Genomic DNA, 15,988 nt, shown 5'->3' with positions numbered 1-15,988 from the left:
GATATAGAAAATGATCAGTTACTTAATTATTGTGTTTCAGAAAGGACTTATATTATGTGGCAAAGGTTTAAAAACAGAATCAGAATGCTAAAGCCTGCTCAGTTAATAGTAGCATATTACTTTTTTGCGATCAGTTTGTCGTTTGCTTTATTAAGGTTACCGGGTGTACATAAGCCGGGACAGGAAGTTTCGCTTATTGATTCATTATTTACTGCAGTCAGTGCGGTTAGTGTAACTGGTTTGACAGTTATTTCTATTTCCGAAGAATATACGGTATTTGGCATTGTCATGGTGATGCTGATCCTCCAGTTGGGGGGGATTGGGATTATGTCTCTCGGGACCTTCGTCTGGCTTCTGATTGGGAAGAGAATAGGTCTGAGGGAAAGACAGCTGATCATGGTGGACCATAATCAGTACAATTTATCAGGAGTTGTAAAGCTGATTATTGAAATTATTAAAATTCTTCTCCTGATTGAAATAATAGGGGCTTTATTCCTGAGTGTTTATTTTACCCAGTTTTATGATACATGGAGAGAGGCACTTCTTCATGGACTGTTTGCTTCTGTTTCAGCGACTACAAACGGGGGATTTGATATAACCGGACAATCATTGATTCCATATGCAAACGATTATTTTGTTCAGATTATTACCATTTTCCTTATTATCCTTGGTGCGATCGGCTTTCCTGTTTTAATTGAATTAAAACAGTTTTTGGCGAACAAATCCGGGCATTTCAGGTTTTCACTATTTACCAAACTTACGACATTAACGTTTGGTATTTTAATGGTCGTGGGAACAGTGCTGATTTTTGTTATAGAATACAATCAACGATTTGCAGATGTCAGCTGGCATGAAGCTTTTTTCTACTCATTATTTCATTCAGTTTCTACGAGGTCCGGTGGACTTACAACACTCGATGTGAGCACTTTTTCAGAGCCTACTCAACTTGTTTTAAGTCTTTTAATGTTTATTGGAGCATCGCCGAGCTCAGTTGGTGGGGGAATTCGAACCACAACACTTGCGATTGCTGTTTTATTTTTAATTAATTTTTCAAGAGGCAGAGAGCAGATTCAGGTTTTTGGCCGTGAAATACATCTAATTGATGTTTTCAGATCATATGTTGTTATTATTTTGGCAACCACTATGTCGATGCTGTCCATACTGCTTATCATGATTTTTGAACAACAAAGTCTGATCTCTGTTATTTTTGAGGTTACTTCCGCTTTCGGAACTTCAGGTATGTCAATGGGGATTACACCATCCTTATCTACTCCAAGTAAAATTATTTTAATGATACTGATGTTTGTAGGACGCGTTGGGCTGATTTCTTTCCTCTTTATGATTGGTGGAAACAACAAGAAAGAGAAATTCCATTATCCAAAAGAGCGGGTTATTATTGGGTAACTTTTAAAGTTTTTATAATCGTGCAGGCGACATCCTTCGCTTTCCGCGGCCGCGCGGTGAGCCAGCTAGTGCTACGCACTACGCTGTCTCACCTGTCGCTTCTCTGCCGCAGGAGTCTACGGATGTCGCCTGCACTTTTTTAGTATTACTAAGGATAATTTCTTATAACAGACCAATTGACTAAAATGAAAAATGTGAGCGTTTTAAACTGAAATTAAAAAGGGATGAAACAATATTTTGTCTCACCCCGTTAAAAATAATTAAGTGGTTTTAAGTTTTATACCATCATGGTCAAAATCATACATTTCAGGTGAACCCTGAGGCGGGTAGTAAGCAAGAATGTAACGGTCATTAAAACCTTTTTCAAGTACGGTATGTTTATGAAGATCTTTTTGACTCAGGTTTAATTTTTCGAACTCTGAACCCGCGATTGACGGTTGATTGAATAATAGACCGTACAGTTCTTTTTGCCACTCATCATTTTCATTTTTAACCCACCATGCTTTACGTGGCTTTTGTTTTTGGTTCATCAGATAATCTTTTTTCATCAGATGCTCAGCATACGGGACGGCATCAGGTTTAGCTGTTTTCAGGAATGTGTGAAGTCTGATGAAGAGATCCTCCAGCTGATGTCCAATTCTGGCCCAGCCCTGACGATCCCAGAACGTCCCGAAATCCTGAAAGAAATCAAAAGGCGTATCGAATACTTCTGATGTAAGGTAATGAATCGTCTGATCCATTCTGTGATCATTCCAGTACTTCTCGAGCACGTCTTCAACGTGTTTAATTCTGATCATATCATCAAACGACAGACAGTTATTTTTTAGAATTTCGTAAGGCGCATGGTCCATATAAACGTAATCGTGGTTAGCTGCATTAATTCGCAGACCAGTCCCTCGAAGCATTTTCAAAAATCCCAGCTGAAGCTCTTCGGGTTTCATAGCAAATACATCGTTAAAGGTCTTTTTAAAAGAATGATAATCCTCTTCCGGTAAGCCGGCGATTAAGTCAAGGTGCTGATCAATTTTCCCGCCATCCCGAACCATGGTAACGGTTCTTTTCAGTTTTTCGAAATTCTGTTTTCGTTTTACAAGTTCATTTGTTTCATCGTTCGTTGATTGTACGCCAATTTCAAACCGGAAAAGACCGTTTGGAGCATGATCATTAAGGTATTGAATCACTTCAGGCCGCATAATGTCTGCTGTGATTTCAAATTGAAATACAGTTCCGGGAAGGTGTTCTTTGATCAGGAAATCAAACATTTCAAGTGCATAGCTCCTGCTGATGTTAAAAGTCCGATCGACAAACTTAATGATTTTTGCCCCATTATCCATAAGAAAACGAATCTCTTCCTTCATCGCTTCACGATCAAAATAGCGTACGCCGACTTCGATTGATGATAAACAGAACTGGCACTGGAATGGACAGCCTCTGCTCGTTTCTATATACGTAATCCTTTTTGATAAATGAGGAAGATCCTCTTCGAACCTGAATGGAGATGGAAGTTCCTTCAGATTGATTTTATTGGTTTGAGGATGAACTTTTACCTTACCGTCTTTAAGGTAAGCAATGCCATTTACCTCATCAAGTGTCAACTTACCGTGAAAGTGATCGAGCAATTGATTAAAAGTCTCTTCACCTTCACCAACTGCAATGTAATCAATTTTATCGTCAAGACGTTTTAACCAGTAGGGAACGTCATAGGAAACTTCAGGACCGCCAATGATGATTTTTGTTTCAGGTGAGATTTTTCTGCACATTTCAATAACCTGAATCGTTTCTTCGATATTCCATATATAACAGCTGAAGCCGAGAATATCGGGCTTTTCTGAATACAGGTCTGAAACGATATTAATCAGGGGATCTTTTATCGTATATTCTTTCAGCTGAATAGGATAATCTTTGGAATAGCTTTTTAAGTATCGGATGGCAAGGTTGGTGTGAATATATTTAGCATTTAATGTGGATAGTACAATTTTCATTTGAAGACTCCTTTTTTGGCAATACGCTCTTATTTTACACGAGGAGTGCTTTGGGGACAATGGGAGGGTGGATCGTTCTTTATAATGAATATTTTGTTAATGACTGTTTATTTTTTCCTCATCTGATGTTAAAATAGGAAAAAATGTGAATAGCGGCTTATTATGCCGCTATTTCACATCAGGCTTTTTAACTAAAAGTTTTCGCGCTTTTGCTGCCCTAAGCTCTACGATCGGCTGGCTGATTGCCGCCACCCATTTTGAGGACAGAATGATCGTCAGAGCAATGGATGCAGTGAGGATGATGAAAAGGGACATATATGGATTTACAATTAAATCGATCCCGCTTTCCCTGTACAATTGAATAATAAAGCCGTGGAAGAGGTAAACGTAGAGCGTATTAACTCCCCACTTTGTAAAAAAGGTTTTTGATTCCGGTGCCAGTGAAAAGAAAGCTGCTGTTAAATAAAAGCTCATTGCATATATACTTAATCTCAGCAACGGGCTCGTTTCAACCGGCATACCAAGGTCTTCGTAGGAATGGGAGCCGAACAGCCACTTACTGCTAAACTCCGGAAGAACAATCATAAATAAAAATGCGATAATAAGAGAAAAAGCAGAAACGAGCTTTAAATTTCTTGATTTGATCCGTGTGAAAAATGATCGGTCCAGGTAAAATCCGGCAAGGAAAAATGGGAAAAATACAAATGTCCTTGATAAACTCAGAACCGAAGAATAATCGTTTACAAACCCGATCAAAAGTCCAATTCCAATACTGATCAGCATAGCTGCTTTTGGTTTGAGCTTCAGTACATGATTAAACAGTAATAAAAGCAAACTCCAAAAAAACATACTGATGAGAAACCACAGTGACCATTCGGGGTTAAGCGGGTCAATTTCAAGGTTTTGCTCATTTCTCAGGAAATAGTAGTAAACAGAATAGATCACCTGAAAAATGAGGTATGGAATAATCAGCTTTTTAAACAGCTTGAAAAGAAGACCGCTTTTATAAACGCCCTTTGCAAAATAGCCTGCAATCAGAATGAATGCCGGCATGTGAAAAAAGTAAATTGTCTGGTAAACCCCCATTAAAAGAGGGTCCTCCTGCGTAATACTTTGGATAGCGTGACCAAACACGACAAGAAATATTAATAAAAACTTAGCATTATCAAAAAAATAATCACGACTGGACATATAATCACCACTCTTTTTTGCTTGTCATTTTGTTTCATTACCCGTTTACCATAAGAATAAATCTGGTGAAATTGGCATAAATCCTAATCAGGATAGTATCTTTAAGGAAAATGAGGGATTAAAATGCGATTATCCAAAAGAATAGATCAGCAGGAATCTGATCAAAGCCTCCTGAATAACGGGAATGAACTTTCAATCGCCAAGACGATTTTACACCATATGAAAGAAAGTGCCATTCTTTTTAATCAAAAAGGAAATATTCTTTTTGTAAATTCGAGCACTAAACATGAATTTGCAGATTATTGGGCACAGGGTCAAAACCTGTTCCAATTAATGGATACAAAAAGCACAGCATGGCTGAGGAACAGTGTAAACCAGCTGAAAGAAAGTGACTATCATCTGAATATCCAAAGGGATGGTAAAGAAGATTTGCTGATCAAGTTTTCTTTTGTCCCACTGCAATTTCAAAATGTGAATATGCTGATCCTGGAAAAGGGAACAGCTTTTGATTTTGCTGAGCAGGAAGCACTTGCAAATATATTTGATAAGGCAGTTCACGGTTTATTAGTCGTGAATAAACAGCATAAGATTGTAAAGGTAAACAGATTCGCTGAAAAACTTTTTCGCATTTATACTCAACAGGATAAAGATGCTTTTGATTTGCAAAGTATGCTTGAAAAACATCATCATTCTATCAGTACCAAACGTTTTAAACAACAGCAGGATATGTATCGGCCAAACGGATTATCGACAAGAGTCATAACACTGAATGATAATTTCTATGAAGTCAGCAGAGTTGAGCACATTTATCAGCAATATGATTTATACGTGATGCGAGACATAACAGGCATCATCAGTATTTTAAATCAGGTGGACAGAAATGATACATTGAAAGTCGTCGGTCAGCTGGCAGCAGGTATTGCTCATGAAATCAGAAATCCTATGACTTCATTAAAAGGGTTTATCCAGTTACTTGAAGCGGCTCTAAAAACGGAACATTCGATGTATTTTAATGTAATTACATCGGAACTCCAGCGTATTGAATCGATCATGACTGAATTTCTAATGCTCGCTAAACCAAAAGATAGCAAGAACGTACGTTTTAATTTATCTCATGTATTACAGGAATCGGCTGAATTAATGAAGCCGCAAGCTGTCATGCATGATATTGAAATTAATATGCTTTCCTGTTGTGAAAACGCTTTCGTAAAAGGGGATCCTCACCGTTTGAAACAGGTTGTGATTAATCTGATCAAAAATGGTATTGAAGCGATTGAAGAAAAAGGATTTATTGAAATCCATATTGAAGAGGATCAAGATCAGGTGATCGTGATGGTGCGGGATAATGGCTGTGGCATACCGGAAGAAAAACTAAGCAAGCTAAATGAACCTTTTTATACAACAAAAGAGCATGGTACAGGTCTTGGATTGCCAGTAAGCTTTAAAATTATTGAAGAGCATAGCGGCTATGTAGATGTCAGGAGTAAGGAAGGGGAAGGGACTGAGTTCCGTTTAACTTTTCCGTTGGATGTCTGATAAAAAAGTGGAATGATTCATTTGATCATTCCACTTTTCGGTTATATGCAATTTAATAAAAATCAGGTCTGCGATCTTCAAAAACGGGAATCCTGTTGCGGACTTCCTGTGATACTTCCAGATCAATCCGCGCGTATAAAATATCTTCCTGATCTGATCCGGTCACGATTTCTTTTCCCCATGGATCAATCACTATAGAACGACCGCCAAAAACATTTTCGTGATCTGAGCCAACCCTGTTACACGCGACAACATATGATTGGTTTTCGATGGCTCGTGCTTTAAGAAGAGTTAACCAGTGGTCAATTCTTGGAGCAGGCCATTCTGCACTTACGACGATCACTTTGGCTCCGGATAATACGGGTTTTCTGATCCATTCAGGGAATCGTATGTCATAACAAATAAAACCGGCAAAATGAGTGTTATCCATTATAAATCCCGGTTCATCATTTCCCGGCTGCAGGAAATGATGCTCATTCATTAGTTTGAACAGATGAAGCTTACTGTACTCGTGAATGATCACTCCTTCTTTGTCCACCACGACCATTGTATTGAAAATCCCCTCGTCCGTCTGTTTGGCATAGGAGCCTCCAATTATATTAACGCGGTAGGATTTAGCAAGATTCTGCAGAAATGCTGTAGTTCGTTTTCCATCTTTATCACTGATTTCATCTAGTCTAGTAAGGTCATATCCGGTTGTCCAAAGCTCCGGAAGAACGATGGTATCTGTCTCATCCGGATTTATTTTTTTCATCCACTCGTTCACTTTTTCGTAATTTTTTTCAGGATTTCCAAACGCGATATCCATTTGAAAAATGGCAATGTTAATAATGTCCACCCGCTTTCCATAATAATCTTTACATTCGCACTTTTCCGTTATAACATTTACAGCAAAGATTGGAAAGTGGATAGGAGTGTCATTGTGAAGAAATTTGAAAAAGCATCACGAATTCATCAGTTACCTGAACAATTTTTTGCTAAGCTTTCCTCTAAGGTCGCAAAAAAGGTCCAGGATGGGCACGATATAATTAATCTTGGCCAGGGGAATCCGGATCTTCCAACACCGGATCATATCGTACAAAGACTTCAGAAAGCCGCTGAAAACCCTTTGAACCACAAGTACTCACCATTCAGGGGAATGCCATACATCCATCAGGCTGTTGCAGATTTTTATAAAAGAGAGTATGGGGTTTCAATTGATCCTGAAACAGAAGTGGCTGTTTTATTTGGTGGCAAGGCTGGCCTTGTGGAGTTGCCGCAATGCCTTGCGAATCCAGGTGACATCGTACTTGTTCCGGATCCGGGTTATCCGGATTACTGGTCAGGGGTATCTCTTGCGGAAGCTGAAATGCATATGATGCCTTTATTGGAAGAGAATCAATTTCTACCGGATTACAGCAAAATTCCTGCACATATTGCAGATAAAGCCCGTTTACTTTTTATTAATTATCCTAATAATCCAACAGGCGCAACCGCTGATGAGTCATTTTTCAAGGAAACCATTGCGTTTGCAGAAAAGCATAACATTTGTATCGTTCATGATTTTGCTTATGGATCGATCGGTTTTGATGGGGTTAGACCGCCGAGTTTTCTGCAGGTTAAAGGAGCAAAGGAAAATGGTCTCGAAATTTACACGCTGTCAAAGACCTTTAATATGGCTGGCTGGCGGGTTGGTTTTGCCGTAGGTAATCCTTCAGTTATTGAGGCCATCAATGTTCTGCAGGACCATCTGCATGTCAGTTTATTTGGTGCTGTACAGGAAGCGGCTGAAGAGGCACTGATTGCTTCTTATGAACCTGCTCTTGATTTGTCTGATATCTATGAGAGCAGAAGAAATGTCATGGTACAGGCTTTCACAGAAGCTGGCTGGGATGTCACAGCACCAAAGGGTTCTTTTTTTGCCTGGTTTAAAGTACCTGAAGGTTTTACTTCTGAGTCATTCAGTGATTATCTGCTGGAGCATGCCAACGTTGCAGTAGCACCTGGTGTAGGGTTTGGTGAAGCTGGTGAAGGATATGTGAGGGTTGCCCTGCTGGCGACTGAGGAAAGAATTAAAGAAGCAGCAAAAAGGATTCAACAACTCGGTATTTTTTCTCCTGTAAAATGATTTTCAGAGCCTAACGCCGATATGAAGAGGAGGGATCAGGATTGAAAGCAGATCAGACTGAAATTGTGATTCTTCAAACGGGTGATGTTCATGGGCATGTCAGAGATGCCACCGTTTGGGGTTCTGAAGAATCTTCTCATGGAATGGCAAGAATCAGCTCATTTGTCAAAAAGGAAAGAGAAAAAGATCCTGATCTTCTTCTTTTTGATAGTGGAGATATGCTTCAGGGAAGTCCGCTTGCTTTTCATTATGCTCATTTCAACGACTATATGCCAAATCCCCTTATTTCAGTGATGAACCATCTGGCATACGATGGAGCAGTTATAGGTGAACATGATTTTGACTATGGTTTATCATGCGTGAGCAGGGCAGTCAGCCGATCTTTTTTTCCATGGCTGTCTGCAAACGTTGTTCATAAAGTGACAAAGGAGCCTTATTTCGGTTTTCCCTATACGATCAAAAATATCAAAGGGGTTAAGATCGCAATACTTGGCATTACAGCTTACCGGGAAAGCGGGAATCAACCATGTACCGTAAATGATGTACTTTATGAAGACGCTTTCGACGCTGTGAAACGCTGGGTTCCTTTTATACATGAAACAGAAAAGCCTGATCTTGTCATTCTGAACTATCATGGCGGAATGAATGACGCAGCATGCGATCATAAATCCGGTGCAGTCGATCAGGGGTTGGAGATCGCGCAATCAATTGAAGGGATTGATGTGATGCTGACCGGGCGGCAGCATCAGCTGGTCTGTAAGAAAATCCACGATAAATGGATGATTCAGCCTGGAGCTTTTGGACATCACGCAGGTAAAGTGTCGATCCTGATGACTAGAATGGGCAACTCATGGAAAATTGAACAAACATCAGGGCAACTCGTTACGATGGAAGAATATGCGCCTGATCCCGTAATTGAAAAGCTCGTTTATTTTCAGGAGCTTGAAGCAGGAAGATGGCTGAATGAAAGTTTAATGAATGAAATTGAAGTTTCAAAAGACATTGGTATTAAAACGAAGGTGTCTGACTGGATAAAAAAGGCATCACCTGAGGATTTTATTGACTTCTTTTAACAGGCCCGACTATACTTTAAAAGAAGATGAGACAAAGGACTGACAAAAATGACAGAAGCTACGGATTACAAACAGTCGTTGAAGCTTTTTATCGTGCTCTCACGCGCATATAAGGCGATCAATGAATCGAGTAACCAGTTTTTTCAGGCGAAAGGTCTGAATCCTACTGAATTTGCCGTATTGGAGCTTTTATACCATAAAGGCAGACAGCCACTTCAGAAAATCGGAGGAAAAATCCTCATTGCGAGTGGCAGTATTACGTATGTAGTGGATAAATTAGAGAAAAAAGGGCTAATCAGAAGAATCGCTTCTCCAAAGGACCGCCGGGTCACTTATGCTGAAACGACGGAAGAGGGAAATCGTTTTATGAGGGAAATTTTTCCGGATCATGAAAAAAACCTGCATGAGTTAATGGCAGCATTGACGGATGAAGAACAGAAGCATGCGATTGAACTTTTAAAAAAACTGGGTCTCTCCATTAAGGATCTATCCTATTAAACCCGTTGACTTCTATACATACGGGTTTTTTTCAGTGTTAAAATATATTTCATCTGTTTCATTGAAAAAACAAGGGGGAAGAATTGATGCAAACATTTAATGATTATGAATACAAACGCCCGGATTTTGCAGAAGCAAAAATGACTTTTGAAAAACTGCTGGCTTCGTTTACAGAATCAGAATCAGCTGATGAACAAATGACGATTATCGATAAGCTGAATACATATCGCAACACCATCTCAAGTCAGTACAATCTGGCGATGATTCGGGCATCAGTTGATACAAATGATGAATTTTATCAAAATGAAAAGAACTATTTTGATGAAGTGATGCCACAGTTTTCAGAGCTTGAAACGAATTACTATAAAGCGCTTGTCGCATCTCCGTTCAAAGATGAACTTGAAATGAAATATGGAAAGCAGCTGTTTGAGCTCGCTGATTTTTCAATTAAAGGATTCTCACCTGAAGTCATTCCATTGCTGCAGGAAGAAAATAAGTTAACATCTGAATACTCTAAACTTGTCGCTTCTGCTGAAATTGAGTTTGAGGGAAAAACGCTGACGCTCGCTCAGCTTGATCCTTATACAGAATCAACAGACAGAGACATGAGAGAGAAGGCAGTACAAACAAAATTTAATTTTTTTGCAGAGCACGCGGCAAAATTTGATGATCTTTATGACCGTCTTGTTAAAGTAAGACATGACATTGCACTTAAGCTTGGTTACAAAAATTTTGTTGAGCTCGGCTATATCAGAATGCTGCGTATAGATTATGATGCTGAGATGGTGCAGACTTTCAGAGATCAGGTGAAAGAATTTATTGTACCGCTAGCAACGAAATTGAGAGAAAGGCAGCAAAAAAGAATCGGTGTTGAAGAATTGAAATTCTGGGATGAATCGCTGTCCTTCCTGTCAGGAAATGCAGCCCCTAAAGGAGATCCACAGTGGATCATTGACCGTGGAAAAGAAATGTACAGTGAACTATCTCCTGAAACAAAAGAATTTTTTGATTTCATGGATGAGCGGAAACTGATGGATCTTGAAGCGAAGAAAGGGAAAGAAGCAGGAGGATACTGCACCTTTATTGAAGATTATGGATCACCGTTTATCTTTTCTAACTTCAATGGTACATCCGGAGATATTGACGTGTTAACTCATGAAGCAGGGCATGCTTTCCAGGTATATATGAGTCGTCAACTGGAAGTACCTGAGTATAGATGGCCGACTCATGAATCAGCAGAAATTCATTCCATGAGTATGGAATTTTTCACATGGCCGTGGATGGAAAGGTTTTTTGAAGAACAAACAGAAAAATATAAGTTTTCACATTTGAGCAGCTCACTACTGTTTCTTCCGTATGGTGTAATGGTGGATGAGTTCCAGCATACCGTCTATGAAAATCCGGAGATGACACCTGCTGAGAGAAAAGCAGCGTGGAAAGAGCTTGAGAAAACATATCTTCCTCACCGTGATTATGGTGATCATGGTTATCTTAACGAGGGTGGATTCTGGCAGCGCCAGGGACATATTTATGAAGTGCCGTTTTATTATATTGACTATACACTTGCTCAGATTTGTGCGTTTCAGTTCTGGAAAAAGTCACGTGAAAATCACGCGGCAGCCTGGGCGGATTATCTGCATTTATGCAAACTTGGCGGGTCTCTTCCGTTTACAGAGCTTGTAAAAGAGGCGAACCTTCTTTCTCCATTTGAGGAGGGTTGTGTGGAGTCAGTGATCGGGGAAATTGAACTCTGGCTTTCATCAGTGGACGATCAGAAGCTTTGATTTAGAGGGGACTGGGTTTGTTTGTAATTAGAAAACCCGGTCCGGACTCACCCTCCGCTTTCCGTGGCCGGGCGGTGAACCCGCCTGTGCTACGCACATTCGGTTTCACCTGTCCCTTTCCGCCACAGGAGTCTACGGGTGAGTCCGGACCTCTGAGAAATCATTTTTTTACCCGTTACCTCAAATCGTTTTGAAAAAAATGAGTCTTTGAGTTTATCATCCTGTGATATTTTTAATACAAAAGTGAGTGACACGGAAAGCGTCCGTCTGGAGCGGAACTCACTGGCTGAATCATATTAGACTGGAACGACTCTATTCAAGGGTTGTTCCAGTTTTTTTATGCTCCAAACAAAAAACTTGAAAGTCAAAAAAGGTCAAATTATAATAGAGCCATAAGGTCAAAGAAAGTCAAATTAACATTTAATCATTAAAGGAGGAGTCACAATGATTTGTGAAAAGTGCAGTACAAATCAGGCAAATGTTCAATTAAGAGTCCAGCTGAATGGCAGCATACAGGATTTTCATTTGTGCTCCGACTGCTATAAAGAAGAGCGCGCAAAATTACATTCTGCTATGAATGGCTATAATGGCGCTGGTCAATCACCAAAGCGTGACAAAAAAGAAGAAAGTACTGAACAGGCACAAAAAGAAGCCGGACTTCTTGGCGAGTATGGCAGAAATCTGACCAACCTGGCAAAAGCCGGGCTGATCGATCCAGTGATTGGACGTGACGCAGAAATCAGCCAGATGATTGAAATTTTAAATAGAAGAAACAAAAACAACCCAGTGCTGATTGGAGAACCGGGAATTGGTAAAACTGCGGCAGCTGAAGGGCTTGCATTGAAAATTGCTGACGGCACAGTGCCTCAGAAGTTGAAAGGTAAGGAAGTCATCCTGCTTGATGTAGCATCCCTTGTGACCAATACGGGCATCCGGGGTCAATTTGAAGAGCGAATGAAACAGCTTGTTTCAGAGGTTCAGTCCCGTAAAAACGTCATTTTGTTTATTGATGAAATACACCAGATTGTAGGAGCTGGATCTGCTGAAGGTTCCATGGATGCAGGGAATATTCTTAAGCCGGCCCTTGCGAGAGGCGAGCTTCAGCTTGTCGGTGCAACGACGCTGAAGGAATACCGGAAGATTGAAAAGGATGCTGCACTTGAACGCCGCTTCCAGCCTATTCATTTAAAAGAACCAACAGCTGATGAAGCGTTTGAGATTCTGAAAGGTCTTGCATCACGCTATGAGGAGTATCATAAGGTTACTTATAGCGAAGAAGCGCTTAAGGGCGCAGTCCAGTTATCAAAACGTTATATTCAGGATCGTTTCCTCCCGGACAAAGCGATCGACCTCATGGATGAAGCTGGTTCTAAATTGAATTTAACAGTGGATCATCAGGATAAAGAAGAAATCCAAGAGCGCCTGAAGCATATTCATTTAGAGAAGGAAAAGGCTTTAAAGGAAGAAAATTATGAGCTTGCAGCAAAGCTTCGTGACGAGGAAGAAGCGCTCGAGCACAAGCAAAACGATTCTTCATCAGCGGAATATCCTGTTGTTGGCCTTGAATTGATTCAAAAGCTGGTTGAACGTAAAACCGGGATTCCAGTTGGTAAACTTGAACAGGACGAACGGGTGAAGATGTCCATTCTGGAAGAAAACTTAAACAATAAAGTTATTGGTCAGCATGAGGCTGTGAAAAAGGTGGCAAAAGCAGTCCGCAGAAGCAGAGCAGGACTAAAATCGAAAAATCGTCCTGCTGGTTCATTCCTGTTTGTCGGACCAACAGGTGTAGGTAAAACAGAGCTTTCCAAAACGCTTGCTGAAGAATTATTCGGATCAAGAGACCAGATGATCCGCCTGGATATGAGTGAATATATGGAAAAGCACAGCGTTTCAAAGCTGATTGGTTCACCACCAGGGTATGTCGGTCACGATGAAGCAGGGCAGCTTACTGAAAAAGTAAGACGTAACCCTTATTCCATTCTGCTTCTTGATGAAATTGAAAAAGCGCATCCTGATGTGATGAATATGTTCCTTCAGATCATGGAGGACGGTCGTCTAACAGATAGTCAGGGCCGCACGGTTCAGTTCAAAGACACCGTGATTATCATGACAAGTAATGCAGGAGTCGGGGGACGGAAAAAAGCGGTTGGTTTCGGCGCAACGGAAGCCGCAGATGAAGCATCGATCCTGGATTCATTAAGCAACTTCTTTAAACCCGAGTTCCTTAACCGTTTTGACAGCATCATTGAATTTAAACCGCTTGAAAAAGCGCATCTCGTGAAAATTGTTGATCTGATGCTTGAAGAATTAAACGAACTGATTGAGGAACAGGGTATGGAGCTTACTGTTTCAAAAGAAGTAAAAGAACAGCTTGCAGAGCTTGGCTATCACCCTGCATTCGGTGCACGCCCTCTGAGAAGAGTCATTCAGGAATACGTGGAAGACCGGATCACAGACTTTATGTATGACAATCCGGATTTAAAGAATGTACGTGCTGAATTAATTGAAAATGAAGTAACCATTGTTTCTAAGTAAAAATAGAAAAAAAATGAGGGTGGGTCATTTCTGACTCACCCTCATTTTTTATTGAATCGTTTCAGCCATTTTTAGAAAAGCGTCCTGTGTGCCGGTGTCGGCTTTTGAGTACATTGTCATTTTAATCAGTTTATCACCCTGTTTTGCCAAAAGAGAGTGATAGTCAGTGTCTTCTGTCTGTGTTGAGTAACCCGCAATGACCTCTTCGAATTGACTGCTTTCAGGCATCCAGTCGGCAGCGTTTTCTGCATTGACTGCGTCACGCTGGCCAGCCATCTGATCCTGAACAAATGTAGTGTCAGTTTCGTTTGCAGGGAATGTTTCGATTCTCATGTATTGAGATGGATCTTCATTAAAGAAAACCTGGTCAACGTTCGGTTCTTCCGGTGTATAAGTAAAGCCGTCCAATACATACATACTGTATCCATTGTTTGTGTTTTCCTGAAGAAACGCTGTTTTGTCCATTGATTCTCCATTTAATTCAACGGTCATTTGCTGTTCGAGCAGGCGCATTCCATTTTCTTCACCGGCAGCTGTTTCCTCTTCAGCCGTTTCTTCAGCAGCCTCTTCTTCTTCAGCAGGTTCTTCTTCTTCAACAGCAGCTTCATCTTCTGTTTCTTCAGCAGGCTCTTCTTCAACAGCCTCTTCTTCGGTCGTTTCCTCATTGTCCACTGTTTCAGATGTGCCGTTTGTTCCGTCCTCAGATGCAGGTTCAGCTGTTTCTGTACCGCATGCCGCGAGGATTAATGTTAAAATCAGTGCAAAGATCAATAAATGCAGCTTTTTCATTTCATTCCCTCCAGTTTGATTCTATATGTTGTCAGTATAGTAGACGTTTGACAGAATGAAAAGTTTCAAAATAGGATGAAAGTGATAAATCTGCTGAGAAAAATAATACGGCTTGAGGTGTGTAGCGTGACAAAAGAAGAAATCAATCAAATGTTTGAGCAGCTGAAAAATAAGGAAATAAAAGAAGTGTTTGTTAAAAAGGAGCAGTTCGATGAGGTGAGGGAAGTGCTTGTGGCAAGAGAAGACTTCAAGCATTTCAGAGGAATTGCAAGACATAATGGCCATACTGTATATACCTATCTGGATGAGCCAAGAAGTTAAAGGAGTGGATCGTAAATGAGAGTAGCGGTTGTAACAGGTGCTGCTAATGGGATTGGACTAAGTGTCGCAAGAGCATTTGCCGGAAAAGAGATGAAGGTATACATGCTTGATGTGAATGAAGAGAAGCTCAAAATTGAAAAGAAACGTCTATTGGATGAAGGGTTTGATGTCATCACTGATGTACTTGATGTATCAAAGCATGAAGAAATTGAACGCGTGTTTTCTAAGATCCACGAGGAGGAAGGCTCTATTGATATATTGATTAATAACGCGGGCCTTTCGGAATTTAAATCGATCTGGGAAGTAACGGCAGAGGATTGGGAAAAAGTGATACATACGAATCTTTCAAGTGTATTCTTTTGCTCAAGAGAGGCAGCCAGACGAATGAATGGCGGTGCAATTATTAATATTTGTTCGACGAGGGCATTCATGTCTGAGCCGAATACAGAAGCGTATGCAGCTTCTAAAGGCGGCATTCATGCATTGACTCATTCACTTGCTGTTACATTAAGTGAAAAAAACATCACAGTGAATGCAATCAGTCCCGGCTGGATCGCAACAGAAGGCTATGATCAGCTGAGAGGCGTTGATCACAGTCAGCACCTTTCCAACAGAGTAGGAAAACCTGAGGATATCGCAAGGGCATGTTTGTTCTTATCTGATCCTGAAAATAACTTTATTAATGGTGAAAATCTTATTATTGATGGTGGTATGACGAGAAAAATGATTTATGAGCATTAATCAAAATGGTGAATGCTGATTCGG

13 protein-coding genes are annotated in these 15,988 nt (G+C 40.4%); 9 read left to right on the top strand and 4 right to left on the bottom strand.

Annotation, left to right across the window (positions count from 1 at the left end; translation table 11 throughout):
- Window positions 1-54 precede the first annotated feature (54 nt).
- Window positions 55-1,404, top strand: coding sequence for a TrkH family potassium uptake protein (locus tag H7968_RS08400; protein ID WP_227395707.1), 1,350 nt, complete (start codon window positions 55-57; stop codon window positions 1,402-1,404).
- Window positions 1,405-1,664: 260 nt separating this feature from the next.
- Here the strand turns inward: H7968_RS08400 and H7968_RS08395 are convergent, their stop codons facing one another.
- Both H7968_RS08395 and H7968_RS08390 read right to left on the bottom strand, forming a co-directional pair.
- Window positions 1,665-3,386, bottom strand: a complete 1,722-nt coding sequence (locus H7968_RS08395) for a B12-binding domain-containing radical SAM protein (protein WP_227395706.1) — start codon at window positions 3,384-3,386, stop codon at window positions 1,665-1,667.
- Window positions 3,387-3,554: 168 nt separating this feature from the next.
- Window positions 3,555-4,577, bottom strand: a complete 1,023-nt coding sequence (locus H7968_RS08390) for an acyltransferase family protein (protein WP_227395705.1) — start codon at window positions 4,575-4,577, stop codon at window positions 3,555-3,557.
- A gap of 123 nt (window positions 4,578-4,700) precedes the next feature.
- Here H7968_RS08390 and H7968_RS08385 point away from each other — a divergent pair, with 123 nt between their 5' ends.
- Complete coding sequence (locus H7968_RS08385) at window positions 4,701-6,113, top strand: ATP-binding protein (RefSeq protein ID WP_227395704.1); 1,413 nt, start codon at window positions 4,701-4,703, stop codon at window positions 6,111-6,113.
- A 52-nt stretch (window positions 6,114-6,165) separates the two neighbouring features.
- Here H7968_RS08385 and H7968_RS08380 read toward each other — a convergent pair whose 3' ends face one another.
- On the bottom strand, window positions 6,166-6,993 hold the full coding sequence (locus H7968_RS08380; RefSeq protein WP_406566399.1) for a carbon-nitrogen family hydrolase: 828 nt from the start codon (window positions 6,991-6,993) through the stop codon (window positions 6,166-6,168).
- A 42-nt stretch (window positions 6,994-7,035) separates the two neighbouring features.
- Here H7968_RS08380 and H7968_RS08375 point away from each other — a divergent pair, with 42 nt between their 5' ends.
- The 5 genes from H7968_RS08375 (at window position 7,036) to H7968_RS08355 (ending at window position 14,113) form a co-directional block, all read left to right on the top strand.
- Entirely contained in the window at window positions 7,036-8,220 is a 1,185-nt protein-coding gene (locus H7968_RS08375; RefSeq protein WP_227395703.1) for a pyridoxal phosphate-dependent aminotransferase, read from the top strand.
- A 41-nt stretch (window positions 8,221-8,261) separates the two neighbouring features.
- Window positions 8,262-9,293 (top strand): bifunctional metallophosphatase/5'-nucleotidase, encoded by a 1,032-nt coding sequence (locus H7968_RS08370; protein WP_227395702.1) that lies wholly within the window; start codon window positions 8,262-8,264, stop codon window positions 9,291-9,293.
- A gap of 48 nt (window positions 9,294-9,341) precedes the next feature.
- Window positions 9,342-9,791 carry a MarR family winged helix-turn-helix transcriptional regulator gene (locus H7968_RS08365; protein WP_227395701.1) on the top strand — a complete coding sequence of 150 codons (450 nt, stop codon included), beginning with the start codon at window positions 9,342-9,344 and terminating at the stop codon, window positions 9,789-9,791.
- 86 nt (window positions 9,792-9,877) lie between these two features.
- Window positions 9,878-11,575: a M3 family oligoendopeptidase gene (locus tag H7968_RS08360; protein ID WP_227395700.1), complete on the top strand. Its 1,698-nt coding sequence runs from the start codon at window positions 9,878-9,880 to the stop codon at window positions 11,573-11,575.
- 444 nt (window positions 11,576-12,019) lie between these two features.
- Window positions 12,020-14,113 (top strand): ATP-dependent Clp protease ATP-binding subunit, encoded by a 2,094-nt coding sequence (locus H7968_RS08355; protein ID WP_227395699.1) that lies wholly within the window; start codon window positions 12,020-12,022, stop codon window positions 14,111-14,113.
- A gap of 48 nt (window positions 14,114-14,161) precedes the next feature.
- On the opposite strand, the gene H7968_RS08350 is transcribed toward H7968_RS08355, so the two are convergent.
- Entirely contained in the window at window positions 14,162-14,902 is a 741-nt protein-coding gene (locus tag H7968_RS08350) for a hypothetical protein (protein ID WP_227395698.1), read from the bottom strand.
- Window positions 14,903-15,028: 126 nt separating this feature from the next.
- On the opposite strand from H7968_RS08350, the gene H7968_RS08345 reads away from it, so the two are divergent.
- On the top strand, window positions 15,029-15,223 hold the full coding sequence (locus tag H7968_RS08345; RefSeq protein ID WP_227395697.1) for an abortive phage infection protein: 195 nt from the start codon (window positions 15,029-15,031) through the stop codon (window positions 15,221-15,223).
- Between the two features lie 15 nt (window positions 15,224-15,238).
- On the top strand, window positions 15,239-15,964 hold the full coding sequence (locus H7968_RS08340) for an SDR family NAD(P)-dependent oxidoreductase (protein ID WP_227395696.1): 726 nt from the start codon (window positions 15,239-15,241) through the stop codon (window positions 15,962-15,964).
- The last annotated feature ends 24 nt before the right edge of the window (window positions 15,965-15,988 follow it).

The organism is Jeotgalibacillus aurantiacus (genome assembly GCF_020595125.1).
Lineage (GTDB): Bacteria > Bacillota > Bacilli > Bacillales > Jeotgalibacillaceae > Jeotgalibacillus > Jeotgalibacillus aurantiacus.
The sequence above is the reverse complement of the archived record's forward strand: the minus strand, read 5'-3'. Positions and strand labels throughout refer to the sequence as shown.

What these genes read in the sequence shown, in the direction of transcription:
- H7968_RS08400 (WP_227395707.1), top strand. Translation starts at nt 55, where the DNA reads ATGTGGCAAAGGTTTAAAAACAGAATCAGAATGCTAAAGCCTGCTCAG.
- H7968_RS08395 (WP_227395706.1), bottom strand. Translation starts at nt 3,386, where the DNA reads ATGAAAATTGTACTATCCACATTAAATGCTAAATATATTCACACCAAC.
- H7968_RS08390 (WP_227395705.1), bottom strand. Translation starts at nt 4,577, where the DNA reads ATGTCCAGTCGTGATTATTTTTTTGATAATGCTAAGTTTTTATTAATA.
- H7968_RS08385 (WP_227395704.1), top strand. Translation starts at nt 4,701, where the DNA reads ATGCGATTATCCAAAAGAATAGATCAGCAGGAATCTGATCAAAGCCTC.
- H7968_RS08365 (WP_227395701.1), top strand. Translation starts at nt 9,342, where the DNA reads ATGACAGAAGCTACGGATTACAAACAGTCGTTGAAGCTTTTTATCGTG.
- H7968_RS08360 (WP_227395700.1), top strand. Translation starts at nt 9,878, where the DNA reads ATGCAAACATTTAATGATTATGAATACAAACGCCCGGATTTTGCAGAA.
- H7968_RS08355 (WP_227395699.1), top strand. Translation starts at nt 12,020, where the DNA reads ATGATTTGTGAAAAGTGCAGTACAAATCAGGCAAATGTTCAATTAAGA.
- H7968_RS08350 (WP_227395698.1), bottom strand. Translation starts at nt 14,902, where the DNA reads ATGAAAAAGCTGCATTTATTGATCTTTGCACTGATTTTAACATTAATC.
- H7968_RS08340 (WP_227395696.1), top strand. Translation starts at nt 15,239, where the DNA reads ATGAGAGTAGCGGTTGTAACAGGTGCTGCTAATGGGATTGGACTAAGT.